Here is a 14031-nt window from a genome sequence, read left to right on the forward strand (position 1 = left end):
ACTTGTCTTCCGTAAGGTGCAGGTCGTTTTTCTTAAAGGCCCCCAGGTCTAAGGGAAATTGATATACTGAGGGTCAATCCGCTACTGTGCACCTTTTTTGCAATTTATATGGCTGAACCGATTCCGCCGATCACCTTACCACCGATTACTGATCCCGCCATTGAGGGACAATGGTTAGAAAAATCCCTGCAGCATTGGCTTGATACGGAGTTTTTACCAGAACCGGCCAACGAAAAAATTGCCAATCGCGCCCGGGAAATTTATGTGCGTCAACGTCTCGAAGGGGAAAATGACCTTGGTTCCCTCGTGATTGCCATCGTCACAGAAATGCGCTCATTTAATTTTAAAGAATCGTTTTACGGCGAATTTGCGGTGGCCAATGCCGTGAGTGATTTGATCCTTGATAGCTTAGAGCCTATCTATAAAGTAAATCTTTAGGTAACCAATCGCCGTAGCATTAAGCGAGTCATGCAAAGCATAAATTGCCGCCTCCGATACTTCGGGGAATTTTTCATATTCCTTACTCAGACGACGATACCAATTCAACCACCCAAATGTTCGCTCCACAATCCACCGTTTTGGTAGCATCTGAAATTCTCGCCCCTCTCTTTTGATTACTTCTACTGTCGCCTGTATCATCAGCCAAATCCCCAGTCCAAAGACCTCGCCACGATATCCGGCGTCGACCCACATTAATTTCACTCTCTCTAACAACTTTGGCTGTGTTTCTAATAACTCCATCACCGCCGCCTTTGCTAAGGTTCGTTCTGAGGCATTCCCCTCTGCCACCATGGCTTTATAGACCAGACCTAAGCTATCCACCAACAGGCCCCGGCATCTTCCCTTTACTCTTTTGCCTCCATGGAAGCCAAATACCTCCCCCTTTTTTCCGTCGTTTTTATCGACTGAGCATCTACGATTAACACACTTGGTTGTACTGATTTACCTACTTGTTGTCGACATAGGCCGCGCAGAGCATGGTTAATGCTTTCCCATACCCCTTTCCTTTGCCATTTTCGATAGTAGTAGTACACCGTTGGGGAGGGCGGGAAATCCTTTGGTAAATATTGCCACTGACAGCCTGTTTTGAGGAGATAGAAGATACCATTGCAAACCCGTCTCATGTCAGTAGTCCGAGGATGACCACCGGGTTTGGCGGGGGGAATCAAGGGTTGGATTAAGGCCCATTCTGCATCGCTCAGGTCGCTAGGATAGACTTTATCTGTCATGGGTCAAAGCCTCACCACAACGCTCAGTTACCAACCAATCTAGCCTCTATCTTTTCCAATTTTCATCTTTTTTATCTTTACTTTATAAATACCCTCTTAGGTATTGACCGGTGTTGTGGTAATTAAAAATTGCTCATTATTGCTCATTTTGGAAAACGCCTGATATCAACCAGAGTATTATCATGGGTTCAAAGATAAGGTTATTTGTTCTAGCGTTATAGACAACAAAAAAAACTTCTCTTATGCGATTCAAACTGATACGGGGTGGATTTTCTGGAGCTATTGCTTTTGTTATCGCCAACATCGTCAGCAATCTTTTATTTTTCCAGATTGGTCAATCAATTCTCTTTAATCCGGAGATTCAGAGTGAAAAATTAATTGCCGTTCTTTTTGAGATAGAACCATTGCCTCTAATGTTCACCAACGGATCTCAATATATGGCCATTGCTGCAGTTATTGGCATTGTCCATGGATTAGTTTTTACATATATAGAACCCTCCTTACCCAAAGATAAAATCAAGCGTGGTGCTGCATTTGCTGCGATTTTATGGGCGCTAATGGCATTATATTTTGAGTTTCATGTGCCATTTAACATGTTTCATGAGCCTGTCCCTCTTGTTCTTCTCGAATTACTCTTCTGGGTTATCGTCGTTTTAGTGGAAGGAATAGTGATTTCCTTGATATACGGCACAAGTCGAACTACGTCTGTGAAATAGAAGCATGTGAACTGCAATGGCAAGCTTAATACTGAATGCAGACAATAAGCATTTCTTTAAACTGGTTCAGACGTAGCCTGAAGTTTCCGTTGCTCAACCGGATCCCATCACTATATGGAGTTAGGGATATCAAACAGCACCTGGCTCATATAGCGCTCGGCCCAGTCAGGATTAAAGGCTTTTTCTAAAACACGCCGCGTTTTGTCATTACGCTGCTGTTCTTGGCAATAGTGCCGTTGTCCAGCCAGATAAATAGCCTGTTCAGCCGGAGAAAGCTTTTCTAAACCCAGGGCCAACTGACAATGAATCGTGAGAAATTCTCGCACCCGTTCCAAAAACTGCTGTTCTTCGCTGGGATTGCTGGGACGAATAAAGAGGCAAAATTCTGAAAAAATTGCGCCCCATTCCGGGAGATCACGGGGCTGGGAAAAGTCTAAGTTGCCTTGATTTTGTCGTAGTCGTGTTTGGTAAGCCGTAGACAAAGTTTTATCGGCGCTGGTCGGAGATAAATCGGCGATCGCCGCACTCACACCACGGGGATTACCGACTAAATCACAGCCAAACATTGGTAGAGCATATTCCGCGCGGGGAAACATCACACAATGGAGAATATCGAGGTTTGCCCCCACTTTGGCCATTTCCAGGTGCATTTTGCGGAAGTGCTGGCTCTGGTAGCAGGTATTTTCGATGGTGAGCCGTTCCCCTTCTAATTTCCCTTCGATGTAGCCGAGGCCCTCCGGCAGGGTAAAGGGTTCTAGATCTAAGTGTTGATGCCAGGTTTCGAGGATGACACCAGCGAGCTGTTCGATGAGGGGATAAAATTTTGGCTTGGTTGCAGGGGCAGTCATGGGCTAAAAAGAAATCTTAAAAAGTGGTTTAAAACAATGTTCTAAAGTCGCTTGGGTAACGCGAGCGGTGACCCAGACCCAGAATTTAGAACCAAAGATATACTGGAACCGCCGCAAATGCGGCACAATTGTCCCATAAATTAATGTTTGTAAGGGGTACGCCCATGTTCGGCTTAGGTTGGCCTGAAGTTTTGATTATTTTAGGGGTGGTGGTGTTGATCTTTGGCCCCAAGAAAATCCCTGAAGTGGGCAGTGCCCTAGGAAAAACTCTGCGGGGCTTCAAAGAAGAAATGGAAACTCCAGAGACGGAAGAGGATTATCTTGACTCCGACCAACGTTAGGCTCAGTTATTTGGGGTTGGCGAAATTTTTAGTGCACCATGATTGAAGTTGAGCAGCTTGGCAAAACCTATGGCCAAACAGAGGCGATCGCCGATCTCAGTTTTCGGGTAGAAACAGGGGAAATTGTCGGTTTCTTGGGGCCAAACGGCGCAGGGAAAACCACGACCCTCCGCATTCTCAGCGCCTATCTACCCGCGACAACGGGAACCGCGAAAATTGCGGGCTACGATGTCCACACAGAATCCATGGCAGTGCGGCGACACCTGGGCTATCTCCCGGAAAATCCGCCCCTCTATCCCAATATGACCGTGGCTGGCTATCTCAATTTTGTCGCACAGCTCAAAGGGGTCAGTGCTGGCGATCGCCCCCACAAAATCCAAGCTGCCCTCGCCCAGTGCCAATTACAAACCAAAGCCAACCACCACATCCGTAATCTGTCTAAGGGATATCGGCAACGGGTCGGCATTGCCCAGGCGATCGTCCATGACCCCCCGGTGATCATTCTCGATGAACCCACCGTTGGTTTAGATCCCGCCCAGATGATCGAAGTGCGGCACCTGATTAAATCCTTAGGCGGCGATCGCACTATTTTGCTATCCACCCATCTCCTCTCAGAAGTCAGTCTCACCTGTGACCGGGTGGTAATGATTAACCAAGGCCACCTCGTCGCCACCGATACCCCCCACAATCTCCAGAATCATTTCCTCAATTACCACGGTTACGAACTAGAGACCGACGGCGAACTAGCGCAAATCCAACGTCTCCTCGATCCCTTATCTGGTGTTATTCATATCGAATCTTTAGCACCAATGAATCCCCGGCGTCCCCGCCTCCGGATCACCACTGCGGACAATCCCGAATGGGGCAAAGACATTGCCAGAATCCTTGTCAATGCAGGGGTCGGTCTCTATGAAATGCAACGACTGCGCCCCAGCCTTGAGGACGTTTTTTTAGAATTATTAGACGCTGAGGCGAACGATCCGATGTCTGAACAACTCCATGCTGATGCTGAATAACATTGTGGCGATTTTTCGCCGGGAACTACAGAGCTACTTTACGGCTCCCCTTGCCTATATTTTTGCGACGTTGCTGTGGTTTTTGGGAGGATTTTTTTTCCTAACGCTCCTGATTGGCCCCCAGGGGATTGTCACCTTTGTCGCGACCCAAGAACAGATGGGCGTTGCCTTACCTCCCATTGATGTAGCCACAGAATTTCTCCAGGCTTTTTGGGGCATCCTGGGCATTTTAGTCTTGTTTCTGTTGCCGTTGCTCTCCATGGGTCTCTATGCTGAAGAACGCAAACAGGGCACTTTGGAACTTTTAGCGACTTCTCCGGTGACGAACTGGGCGGTGGCAGTGGGCAAATTGTTGGGAGTCGTAACGTTTTTTTCGGTACTGTTCCTGCCCATGGTGCTGTGGGAACTAATCGTCTTAGTGAATGCAGCCCCAGCTTTTCCCCTCAGTCTTTTTCTTTTAGCGCATTTGGGCTTGTTGCTCTTGGTGGCCGCTATTTTATCTTTGGGGATGTTCGTGTCGTCTCTCACAGACAGTTCCCTGATTGCGGCGGTCTTGACCTTTACCCTAGTGCTGATGTTATGGCTGTTAGATATGCTGGGCGATCACCTGTCGGGGCCGTTGGGCAATGGCCTCAAACATCTCTCTTTACTGAAGCATTACAACAATTTCCTCGAGGGAATTTTCGATAGCAGTAGCCTGGTCTTACTCCTCAGCTATAGCATTCTGGGGGTTGTCCTCACGGCTCAATCCATTGAAGCTTTGCGCTGGGCACGGCGTTGATGGTTTCTTGATATTGTTAACAGAGCATCATGTTTCCACAGCAACGATTTTCACGATATTTCATTTGGTTAGGCTTGGCTCTGGTGGTCGCGGGCGCTGTCGTTCTAGGGGCCACGGGAGAAGGCTTCGCCTATGGCTTGATTCTGGTTGGGTTATTGTTGTTGGGTTGGGGGATCAGTCATTTTCCAGGTTTGGGAACGGGGCTGCAACGGTTCTGGCGCAAGCGATCTACCCAGATGGGGACAAATGGGGTTGTGGGGGCGATCGCCATTTTGCTCATTTTTGGTCTGACGAATTTTTTAGCTATCCAGATTCCCCTCCGCATTGACCTCACAGAAAACCAAATCCACACCCTCTCTAGCCAAACCCAAGGGGTGCTGCAAAATCTATCTCAACCTCTAACCCTGTGGCTCTTCCAAGAAACGGACGATGCGAATTTAAAGCCCTTTTTAGACAATTATCAACGGCTCAATCCCAATAATTTTCGCTATGTTTTTGTCGATCCAGACCGTAATCTTGACGCAGTACAGCGATTCCAGGTCGAGAGTCGCGGCGAAGTCCACCTTGAGTATGGCGATAAAACCCAACTGCTGAAAGTTTTAGCCCAGGGGGAACCCCTCACAGAAAGCCAACTGACCAATAGCATTCTGCAAATCCAAGGCGATCGCCAACCCCACCTCTACGTCCTCCAAGGCCACGGCGAACCGCCCCTCGACCAAATTCCCGGAGGGCTAGGGCAAATGGCCCAACTTTTGGCCACCCAAGGTTATATAGTCTCTCCTTTGAATTTCACCCAAACGCCTACGATTCCCCCAGATGCCGATCTGATTGCAGTCATTGGCCCCCAAACGCCATTTCTCCCAGGGGAAGTTGCCCTCTTGGAAACTGCCCTCGCGAATAACCAAAGTCTCCTCCTTCTGCTTGATCCCCAGACAGACCCCCAGTTAAATTCGCTCCTGGACAAGTGGGGCCTCAGCCTCGATCAACGGCTTATTCTCGACCAAGGGAACCGGGCGGACTTCCTCGGTTTAGGACAATCGACCCTTGTCCTCAATCAATACGGCGACCATCCGATCACCACGGCCCTTGCTGGACAAAACTCCATCTATCAAGCGGTGCGCCCCATTTTCAGCGACACCACAGAGGCGATCGCCGCCACCGCAATTCTCCGTACCGATGACCAGACCTGGGCTGAAAGCCAACCCGAAATCCCGGATCCGACCTTTGACCCCCCAGGCGATCGCCCCGGCCCCCTGACCTTTGGCTGGGCTTTGGAAAAAATAGATTCCCAAGCTACAATGAAGGCAACTCGCCTTGTGGCAATTGGTAACACCACCTTTGTAACCAATGGTTGGCTAGAACAATACCTAAACAGCGACCTCTTGCTCAATACCGTGAATTGGCTGGCCCAAACGGAAGAGGTGCCCCTCGCAATCCAACCGAGAACCCCCCAAGAGCGACGTCTAAATCTCCGTCGTTGGCAAATTGCAACCCTTGCCTGGTTTGCCCCCATCCTATTTCCCCTTGGTGGTTTAGGCGGCGCAATCTTTTGCCTTTGGCGACGCCGTTAGAAAAATATGTGAGATGACCGATAAATTTACGTAAACTTTGAGAAAACAACATTAAAACATTATTAATTTTCGGGAATGATAGTCTAAATTACAGAAAGTGATATTATCGATTTGCATTCCCCCGTACAGACACCCACAATAGAGGAAAGAATTCATCATGGCGAACGCACCTGTATCCCCAGTGGTGCTCGTAATCTTAGATGGCTGGGGCTACCGTCAAGAAGCTAACGCAAATGCCATTGCGGCTGCCAATACACCAAATGTCGATGCCTTTTTCGCTACATACCCTTCGACATTAATTCATACATCCGGAAAAAGGGTGGGGCTGCCAGATGGCCAAATGGGGAATTCTGAAGTCGGTCACTTAAACCTTGGGGCAGGACGTGTCGTCCCTCAGGAACTGGTGCGTATTTCCGATGCCATTGAAGACGGTTCCTTCCTCCGCAATGACGTCCTCGTTAAAGTTTGCCGAGAAACCCGCCAATCCGGAAAAAAATTACACCTTATCGGTCTTTGCTCAGATGGTGGTGTCCACTCCCATCTCAATCATCTCCTCGGTTTGTTAGACCTAGCCAAGGTTAACGGCATTGCCGATGTCCATATCCATGCCATTACCGACGGGCGCGACACCAACACCACCGAAGGGATTAATTACCTCCAACAGATCCAAGCGCACATCGATAAATTTGGGGTCGGCTCGATCTCGACGATCAGTGGCCGCTACTTTGCCATGGATCGCGATCGCCGCTGGGATCGCGTCAAGCAAGCCTATGACGTGATGACCCAAAACGTTAATCTCGACCAACGTTCCTTCGCCGAGATTCTCCAAAGCCACTACGACAACGGTGTGACCGATGAATTTATCCCGCCCGTGCGTCTTAAAGAAGGCGCCATTGAACCAGGCGATGGGGTGATTTTCTACAATTTCCGACCCGACCGTGCCCGCCAACTCTCCTATGCCCTAGTAGATAAGAATTTCCAAGGGTTTGAGCGGGAACTGATTCCGGATCTCAATTTTGTCACCTTTACTCAATACGACGCCAATTTGCCCGTACAGGTCGCCTTTGCACCCCAAAACCTGACGAAAATCCTTGGGGAAGTGATTGCGGACAATGGCCTGAAGCAATTCCGCACCGCAGAAACAGAAAAATATCCCCATGTTACTTATTTCTTTAATGGTGGCTTAGAGGTTGCCTTCGAAGGAGAAGACCGAGAGTTAATTTCTAGCCCCCAGGTGGCGACCTACGACCAAAAGCCAGAAATGTCCGCTAAAGCAGTGACGGATGCGGCCTGCCAAGCCATCGAAAAAGGTATTTATAGTCTGGTGGTGATTAATTATGCCAATCCGGACATGGTCGGCCATACTGGAAAACTTGAAGCGGCGGTACAGGCCATTGAGACCGTTGATCATTGTTTAGGTCGTTTGGTGGCAACCATCGGCAAAATGGGCGGCACGACATTAATCACCGCTGATCACGGCAATGCAGAATATATGGCCGATCAAAATGGGAAGTCTTGGACAGCGCACACAACTAACCCTGTGCCCTTTATCTTGATTGAAGGGGAACGCCGTAAGGTAGTTGGCCATGGTGCTGATGTGGTGTTGCGGGAAAATGGCTGTTTAGCAGATGTCGCCCCGACGATCCTCGATATTCTTGGCATTGACAAACCACAGGAAATGACGGGTCAGTCTCTCATTGCTCCGGCCCCCTATGCCGTGACCCGACGTCGATAAATCGGTTATCCTAAAGTTTCCCCGCTGAAATCAAACATTTATTCGTTCGTCATTGATCTATGTTGGAATCTATTTTGCAAATTGTGTGGATGGTCTCCGCTGTTGGCCTTGTGCTTCTGGTCTTACTCCATAGCCCCAAGGGAGACGGTTTAGGGGGCATTGGCGGTCAGGCGCAGATGTTTACCAGTACAAAAAGTGCCGAAACAGCTCTCAACCGTGCCACTTGGATTTTGTGCATTACCTTTATGAGCTTGACAGTCATTCTGAGTGCGGGTTGGTTAACACCAGTCGTTGGTCAATAGGATTCTTTTGGCTAGGTTGGACGATATTTTTCGTGCTTGGCGGCGTCACCTTTGGGGGTGGCGTTTTTGGTTTGGTCTCCTTGGGGGCCTGGCGATCGCCTTAGGGATTCAGTGGGGCAGCTATGGTTTAGGCCCAGAATTACTCACGCGGTTACCCCAAGCCCAAATTCATCCTTTGCCAGAAGTACTCCAAGGGACACCAGACCCGATAACTGCGGCAGATTACTTTGAGGCCGTCACCCCTTCTCCCCTGGGTCATTTGATCTGGTCGGAATTTCCAGTGAAGGTATATGTGGCTCCCCTTGATCTCACTGTCAGTCCAGCGGCCCAACAACGTCAACAGCAATGGCAACGGGCTACTTTTGCGGCGATCGCCCAATGGCAAGCATACATACCGTTGTTAACTGTAGAAACAATAGAGACTGCGGATATCATCATTCAGCGCCAAGCTCCCCCAATTCAAAGGGAGACCGACCCAGAAACAGGCGAAATTCGTTATTCCTTGGGCCGCAATGCCGAAACTCGCTACGAATTTTACATCGATGACCAAAATATCCTCCGTCACCGCATGACTATTCTGCTGAATGATCACCAAGGGGCGATCGCCACCCAAAACACCGCCTGCCATGAATTGGGCCATGCCCTTGGTATTTGGGGTCATAGTCCCAATGCTGCAGATGCACTTTTTCCAAGACAAATGGGCACCCAAGCAAGGATCTCTGCCGCTGATATCAATACCCTCCGCAAAATTTACCAACAACCAACCCGCTTAGGTTGGCCAATGCCTCCTTTTGCCAATAAAAAACTCGCTGATCCCCACAGCCTTAAAGAAGGTCAATAAGATTTCTTTTGTGAAGTATTATGAAGGCTTTTTCTGACTTTACAGTGGGCAGATGCCTATCCTATAGTTAAAGGCTAGAGAAAATTTTGAGGCAATCTACATGGCAAAAAAGAAACGTAAGACCACTGGCAAAAATGCTGTTACCCTATCCCTTACGTCCCAAGCCATCGATCGCCTTGCAGAAATGGCTCAAAAATCTGGCTTTTCCCGGTCTGCCTTTGTCGAGAATCTAATGGCGGGTACTGTCTCAATCACGGCACCGGAAGCAGAAAAGAATCTTTTGGTGTCCGTTGAAAACGAGGCCGAAGACACCGCAAAAGTACAAGTAGATTTGGCCGAAACCACTGCCGCTAATAACGCACCAACGGCCCCTGATCCCGATGCAGAATTAGCAGAAAAAGTTGCCTCTCAAGCGAAGATCATTGCCGATCTAGAAGCTAAATTAGCAGAGGCTTCTCCTCCCCTTAAACGGCCAGTGGCTCGTCCCAATACTGCCGAAAAATCAGCCCCGGCGGTCACCGATCAGTCTCCAAAAATTGCGACCCTCGAAAAGCAAATTGCTGAGCAAAAAAATCAGGTTCAAGACTTAACAAAACAGTTAAATGAATCAGCAAAAAATCTTGCTGTAACCAACGAAAAAAATAAAGCATTACAACAAGAACTTGACCAAGTAACGACCCAGTTTGAAACAATTCAAGGGGAAAACAAAACCCTTGTTCAAACCCTTGAATCTCAGAAAGCAGAGATTGCTCAACTCCAGCAACAGGGGGTAGCGGCACAACAAGCCCAAACTGAACAAACCCAACTTCAGGAACGCCTTACGGCTCTGCAACAAGAAACAGCAACACTGCAACAGCAACTCCAGGCAGCCAGTACCGCTGAGGCAACGTTACAAAGCCAAATGACCCAGCAACGCCAGGCGATCGCTCAACTCGAACAGGCGCTACAGTCTAGTCGAGCACAAATAGCCGCCCAAGCTGACCAAGCCCAGGCGATCGCCAGTCTGAAACAGGCCCATGCGGATTTGCAGCAACAATACAAATTGCAAGGCGATCGCCTCCGCGCCTTAGAAGCCCAGACTCACCAAACGACAGGCGTTGCCAGCATCGGTGAATTCTATCTCAACCGTTGGCGTAAATACTAAAAGGCGAATTTTTGTCCTTAGATGATCTCAAAATTTCAGTTCCCAGTGGATTCAATAATCTGCTGGGAATCTTTTCGGATGTTTAGGGTAGGCTGATAATTGTTCCAAACTGAATGGAGCAAAACCACTCAATTTTAATCCTGGGAAATAATCTTGATTTTCTAAGTCAAAGCGGATGATCGGACTCGAACCGACGACATTCAGCTTGGGAAGCTGACGTTCTACCACTGAACTACACCCGCGTAATTCGATTTAACAGTATATCCTGAACTTTTTCCCGGTAGCAAGCTTTTGACCATGGCGGCGCGAATGGCCTGGGTTTGACCAAAGATGCTGTACATCATTGCTTCGCGATAAAGACGTTGGGCCGGACTGGTGAGTAAATTTCCTGCTCCCCCGGACCAAGTAAGGGCAATTTGGGCGAAGGTTTGGGCCATTTGGATCACGCTTAGACGCAACGCTAATTGGGTTTGGAAACTTTCTGTTTGGAGTTCTTCAATGGCACGAAACAATTGGTCATGGAGTGTCTGCCAATGATCTTCTAGGGCCGCTAAATCATCACATTCAGTCGTTACCAACCAATCGAGCACCCCGCGCGCGCAACCGAGGGCGAAAAAGCCATGGTGCAAGACCTGTTGGCGATCGCCTTTGTGAATCGTGCCGGGAGGCTGGATTACCAGAACATCTGTGGTAGGAACTAACCAATTTTGGAGTTTGACCGCCACCGTTTGGCTCACTCCCATGGCGGCGAGGGGGAGGGGTTGACTACAAAAAATCTCTCCCTGCTCCGACTGTTGGCACGTTTCAAGGGGAATCAGACCATACCATTCTGAGCCGTCGGGTAATGTGGCTCCGGCGATCGCCTGTTGAAAAAAACCATAGCCTGTCACCCAAGGAATCGTCCCCGTTAAGCAATAACGATCACCCTGGGGCATCGCCTGTACTGCCGGTTCGCCCCGCCGCCGGAGATGGGAAAAGCCCACACCAATTTGCACATCTCCCCTGGCCATTTGGGGTAATAATCGTTGCTGCTCAGAGTTGCCGAACCGGGCAATGCGACTGGCCGCACTCTGGTGTTGGGTTTGCAGAAAAGCTAAAGCTCCCGAAGCCGCCGCCATCGCTACCGTAGCTTGGTAATATTCCACCGTACTCAGCCCAGAACCCCCTAAATTTTCGGGCACCCGGAGCGCCAGGAGGTGGCGATCGCCTAGATCATCAAGGGCTCGACCGAGAGCAAGGGGATCTTGATCCAGCTTTTCCGCCTGGGGCGCAATCGATAAACGGAGATATTCTGCTAAATTTTCCCAGGTAAACTGACCCATTGATCAAAAATAATTTAACCCTACTTTTTTACAGAGTCCCTGACCATTAGCATCCTCAATTTTGCGGTTGCCCTAATTCCCAAAGGAAACTAGAAGATGGCGGTACAATAACTAAAAATCTTAACCTAACACCCTTAACTTCCCCGTCAATCCACTCACCCAACCACCTATTTCCCAGGTTCCTATGGCACTCATCATTAGTACCGTCAACATGAAAGGGGGCGTTGGTAAAACCACCCTCACCGTCAACCTCGCCGCCTGCCTTGCCCGCCACCACAAAAAACGCGTACTTGTTGTTGATCTCGACTCCCAGATTAGTGCCACCCTCAGTTTGATGCCCCCCCAGGATTTTGCCCGGATCCGCAAAGGCCGCCGTACCATTAGCCATCTCATCGAAATGGCCATCAAGCCGACCCTCCAACAAAGCCTGGACATCAACGACATCATTTGCCCTTACATTGCCAACGTCCAGGGCCTAGACCTCCTTCCCGGTGACATTGAGCTTTATGACGAATATCTCGTCTCGGAGATGCTGCACCAAAAAGCCCATAAAGATCCCAGCCTAGACTTTCAAGCCATCTGGAACAATTTTGAGCTGGTCTTAATTCGTAAGATCCTGGCCCCGGTAATGGATAAATATGATTTCATCATTATGGACTGTGCCCCCGGCTATAACCTGGTAACCCGGAGTGGATTGGCCGCCAGCGATTTTTATATTTTGCCTGCCCGCCCCGAACCTTTGTCTGTGGTGGGAATTCAACTACTGCAACGGCGAATCCGTGCCTTACGGGATAGCCATCAGGATACTGACCCTAGAAATATCGATCCGATTAAATTAGATCTATTGGGCATCGTTTTTATTCTTTCTGGTGGGAGCCTGCTCAATCGCTACTATAACCAAGTGATGAAACGGGTTAGTGATGACTTTACCAGTACGCAAATTTTTAAATACAAAATTCCCATGGATGTGAATGTCGCCAAGGCCCTGGATACATTTCAGCCAGTCGTTGTTTCGATGCCAAATACGGCTGGAGCGAAGGCATTTATGAAACTCACAGAAGAGTTCCTGGCGAAACTCAAGGAAGCAGGGGGCCTCGCAGAGCAGCGTCCTTCTCGAATTAACCTCGCGGATATCGAATAGACCTGGGCAAGCTCCCATTTTTTGGGGTATGGTCTTTAGCGGATAGTATTTATTCCTACAAATCTTGAAGTGCTATGACAGATCTGGCTGTACTCAAAACAAAAATTGACGCGATCAAAGGTAAACGAACAGTATTACTCAAGCTGCTTGAAAATCCGAATATTGGCACTCTGCGGCTCGATGTTAACCAAGCCCTTGAAGAATTAGATGAATTGATTGCGGAGTTGGATCAAACCCTGTAGGCCATGATCGCTAGGCACCTTTACGGATGAAATATTGGTACGAAACGATCGCCGTGAGCCAAAGAATCTTACTGGAGTTGTGGCGGCGGCGACGGAGCTTAATTTTTTGGATTTTATTTCCGGTATCTCTCCTGTTCCTCAATGGATTTATTTTGGCGGAGCGGGCAGGTTTGAGCTTGGCTGAAGCCATGGAATTTGCCGCCCCCTCAACGCTGGTAGGAGCAGCTTTATTTTTTAGCTGCTTGGGGGGGAGTATTGCAACGGTGGTTTCGGAACGGGAACAGCACACCCTCAAGCGTTTATTTATTTCTCCGTTGAGTGGGACGGCCTATTTTTTAGGAATTTTCCTGGCCCATTGTTTGATTGGGATTGGTCAAGCACTATTGGTCTTTGCGATCGCCATTTTTGTGGGGGCGACCTTCACGGGGTCGGTGCTGGTGGGCATTGGGATTATTTTCCTGAGTATCATCGCCTATGTGGGGGTTGGCTTTATTCTGGGAACTCAACTGGCGAAACGCACCGAGGATGTGAACGCTTTAGTCGCGACCTTCGGCGTGCCGTTATTGATCCTTGGCGGTGCTTTTTTACCGACTTCCCTCTTCCCGGAGGCTTTGCTCAATGCGGCCCAATACAATCCGATTTTTCACATGAATGAAGCTTTGGTGGGTCTTTGGGCTGAGGGGGAAACTATCGGGGCGATCGCCAATCATCTGTGGTTTTTGGGCATTTTTGCCTTGGCGATGATTGGGGGCGGCTGGCTGTCCTATCGGCGGATGATCCAAGTGGAACGGCAATTGTAGAC

General features: G+C 49.0%; 17 protein-coding genes and 1 tRNA gene. 13 read left to right on the forward strand and 5 right to left on the reverse strand.

The window, feature by feature from the left end:
- The first annotated feature begins 108 nt into the window (after positions 1–108).
- On the forward strand, positions 109–438 hold the full coding sequence (locus AWQ24_RS11305) for a hypothetical protein (RefSeq protein WP_065716857.1): 330 nt from the start codon (positions 109–111) through the stop codon (positions 436–438).
- Here AWQ24_RS11305 and AWQ24_RS16720 read toward each other — a convergent pair.
- Both AWQ24_RS16720 and AWQ24_RS16725 read right to left on the reverse strand, forming a co-directional pair.
- On the reverse strand, positions 409–822 hold the full coding sequence (locus tag AWQ24_RS16720) for a transposase (protein ID WP_315862304.1): 414 nt from the start codon (positions 820–822) through the stop codon (positions 409–411). The two genes, AWQ24_RS11305 and AWQ24_RS16720, sit on opposite strands and share 30 nt — an antisense overlap.
- Positions 823–845: 23 nt before the next feature.
- Entirely contained in the window at positions 846–1229 is a 384-nt protein-coding gene (locus tag AWQ24_RS16725) for an IS5 family transposase (RefSeq protein WP_065716158.1), read from the reverse strand.
- 242 nt (positions 1230–1471) lie between these two features.
- Here AWQ24_RS16725 and AWQ24_RS11320 point away from each other — a divergent pair, with 242 nt between their 5' ends.
- Positions 1472–1945: a hypothetical protein gene (locus tag AWQ24_RS11320; protein WP_065716858.1), complete on the forward strand. Its 474-nt coding sequence runs from the start codon at positions 1472–1474 to the stop codon at positions 1943–1945.
- 110 nt (positions 1946–2055) lie between these two features.
- Here the strand turns inward: AWQ24_RS11320 and AWQ24_RS11325 are convergent, their stop codons facing one another.
- Positions 2056–2793, reverse strand: a complete 738-nt coding sequence (locus AWQ24_RS11325) for a phycocyanobilin:ferredoxin oxidoreductase (protein ID WP_065716859.1) — start codon at positions 2791–2793, stop codon at positions 2056–2058.
- Positions 2794–2957: 164 nt separating this feature from the next.
- On the opposite strand from AWQ24_RS11325, the gene tatA reads away from it, so the two are divergent.
- The 8 genes from tatA (at position 2958) to AWQ24_RS11365 (ending at position 10524) form a co-directional block, all read left to right on the forward strand.
- Positions 2958–3134: a twin-arginine translocase TatA/TatE family subunit gene (tatA, locus tag AWQ24_RS11330; RefSeq protein WP_041443593.1), complete on the forward strand. Its 177-nt coding sequence runs from the start codon at positions 2958–2960 to the stop codon at positions 3132–3134.
- A gap of 38 nt (positions 3135–3172) precedes the next feature.
- A complete protein-coding gene (locus AWQ24_RS11335; RefSeq protein ID WP_065716860.1) occupies positions 3173–4150 on the forward strand; it encodes an ABC transporter ATP-binding protein in 978 nt (325 codons plus the stop codon).
- A complete protein-coding gene (locus tag AWQ24_RS11340) occupies positions 4140–4931 on the forward strand; it encodes an ABC transporter permease (protein WP_198161543.1) in 792 nt (263 codons plus the stop codon). Before AWQ24_RS11335 ends, AWQ24_RS11340 begins: the two co-directional genes overlap by 11 nt.
- 29 nt (positions 4932–4960) lie before the next feature.
- Positions 4961–6502 carry a Gldg family protein gene (locus tag AWQ24_RS11345; protein ID WP_065716862.1) on the forward strand — a complete coding sequence of 514 codons (1542 nt, stop codon included), beginning with the start codon at positions 4961–4963 and terminating at the stop codon, positions 6500–6502.
- A gap of 157 nt (positions 6503–6659) precedes the next feature.
- Entirely contained in the window at positions 6660–8237 is a 1578-nt protein-coding gene (gene gpmI, locus AWQ24_RS11350; protein ID WP_065716863.1) for a 2,3-bisphosphoglycerate-independent phosphoglycerate mutase, read from the forward strand.
- 59 nt (positions 8238–8296) lie between these two features.
- Positions 8297–8539, forward strand: a complete 243-nt coding sequence (gene secG / locus AWQ24_RS11355; RefSeq protein ID WP_062435414.1) for a preprotein translocase subunit SecG — start codon at positions 8297–8299, stop codon at positions 8537–8539.
- 7 nt (positions 8540–8546) lie between these two features.
- Positions 8547–9380 (forward strand): matrixin family metalloprotease, encoded by an 834-nt coding sequence (locus AWQ24_RS11360; protein WP_232318807.1) that lies wholly within the window; start codon positions 8547–8549, stop codon positions 9378–9380.
- 100 nt (positions 9381–9480) lie between these two features.
- Complete coding sequence (locus AWQ24_RS11365) at positions 9481–10524, forward strand: hypothetical protein (RefSeq protein WP_065716865.1); 1044 nt, start codon at positions 9481–9483, stop codon at positions 10522–10524.
- 170 nt (positions 10525–10694) lie between these two features.
- Here AWQ24_RS11365 and AWQ24_RS11370 read toward each other — a convergent pair.
- A tRNA-Gly gene (locus tag AWQ24_RS11370) sits at positions 10695–10766 on the reverse strand.
- On the reverse strand, positions 10746–11846 hold the full coding sequence (locus AWQ24_RS11375; protein WP_071932322.1) for an acyl-CoA dehydrogenase family protein: 1101 nt from the start codon (positions 11844–11846) through the stop codon (positions 10746–10748). Before AWQ24_RS11375 ends, AWQ24_RS11370 begins: the two co-directional genes overlap by 21 nt.
- 184 nt (positions 11847–12030) lie before the next feature.
- On the opposite strand from AWQ24_RS11375, the gene AWQ24_RS11380 reads away from it, so the two are divergent.
- The 3 genes from AWQ24_RS11380 (at position 12031) to AWQ24_RS11385 (ending at position 14029) form a co-directional block, all read left to right on the forward strand.
- Positions 12031–12987, forward strand: a complete 957-nt coding sequence (locus tag AWQ24_RS11380; protein ID WP_065716866.1) for a ParA family protein — start codon at positions 12031–12033, stop codon at positions 12985–12987.
- 74 nt (positions 12988–13061) lie between these two features.
- On the forward strand, positions 13062–13229 hold the full coding sequence (locus AWQ24_RS16455; protein ID WP_012307838.1) for a hypothetical protein: 168 nt from the start codon (positions 13062–13064) through the stop codon (positions 13227–13229).
- Positions 13230–13255: 26 nt separating this feature from the next.
- Positions 13256–14029, forward strand: coding sequence for an ABC transporter permease (locus tag AWQ24_RS11385; RefSeq protein ID WP_012307839.1), 774 nt, complete (start codon positions 13256–13258; stop codon positions 14027–14029).
- The last annotated feature ends 2 nt before the right edge of the window (positions 14030–14031 follow it).

It is taken from the genome of Picosynechococcus sp. PCC 8807, from assembly GCF_001693295.1.
GTDB lineage: Bacteria > Cyanobacteriota > Cyanobacteriia > Cyanobacteriales > MRBY01 > MRBY01.

What these genes read in the sequence shown, in the direction of transcription:
- AWQ24_RS11305 (WP_065716857.1), top strand. Translation starts at nt 109, where the DNA reads ATGGCTGAACCGATTCCGCCGATCACCTTACCACCGATTACTGATCCC.
- AWQ24_RS16725 (WP_065716158.1), bottom strand. Translation starts at nt 1,229, where the DNA reads ATGACAGATAAAGTCTATCCTAGCGACCTGAGCGATGCAGAATGGGCC.
- AWQ24_RS11320 (WP_065716858.1), top strand. Translation starts at nt 1,472, where the DNA reads ATGCGATTCAAACTGATACGGGGTGGATTTTCTGGAGCTATTGCTTTT.
- AWQ24_RS11325 (WP_065716859.1), bottom strand. Translation starts at nt 2,793, where the DNA reads ATGACTGCCCCTGCAACCAAGCCAAAATTTTATCCCCTCATCGAACAG.
- tatA (WP_041443593.1), top strand. Translation starts at nt 2,958, where the DNA reads ATGTTCGGCTTAGGTTGGCCTGAAGTTTTGATTATTTTAGGGGTGGTG.
- AWQ24_RS11335 (WP_065716860.1), top strand. Translation starts at nt 3,173, where the DNA reads ATGATTGAAGTTGAGCAGCTTGGCAAAACCTATGGCCAAACAGAGGCG.
- AWQ24_RS11340 (WP_198161543.1), top strand. Translation starts at nt 4,140, where the DNA reads ATGCTGAATAACATTGTGGCGATTTTTCGCCGGGAACTACAGAGCTAC.
- AWQ24_RS11345 (WP_065716862.1), top strand. Translation starts at nt 4,961, where the DNA reads ATGTTTCCACAGCAACGATTTTCACGATATTTCATTTGGTTAGGCTTG.
- gpmI (WP_065716863.1), top strand. Translation starts at nt 6,660, where the DNA reads ATGGCGAACGCACCTGTATCCCCAGTGGTGCTCGTAATCTTAGATGGC.
- secG (WP_062435414.1), top strand. Translation starts at nt 8,297, where the DNA reads ATGTTGGAATCTATTTTGCAAATTGTGTGGATGGTCTCCGCTGTTGGC.
- AWQ24_RS11365 (WP_065716865.1), top strand. Translation starts at nt 9,481, where the DNA reads ATGGCAAAAAAGAAACGTAAGACCACTGGCAAAAATGCTGTTACCCTA.
- AWQ24_RS11375 (WP_071932322.1), bottom strand. Translation starts at nt 11,846, where the DNA reads ATGGGTCAGTTTACCTGGGAAAATTTAGCAGAATATCTCCGTTTATCG.
- AWQ24_RS11380 (WP_065716866.1), top strand. Translation starts at nt 12,031, where the DNA reads ATGGCACTCATCATTAGTACCGTCAACATGAAAGGGGGCGTTGGTAAA.
- AWQ24_RS16455 (WP_012307838.1), top strand. Translation starts at nt 13,062, where the DNA reads ATGACAGATCTGGCTGTACTCAAAACAAAAATTGACGCGATCAAAGGT.
- AWQ24_RS11385 (WP_012307839.1), top strand. Translation starts at nt 13,256, where the DNA reads ATGAAATATTGGTACGAAACGATCGCCGTGAGCCAAAGAATCTTACTG.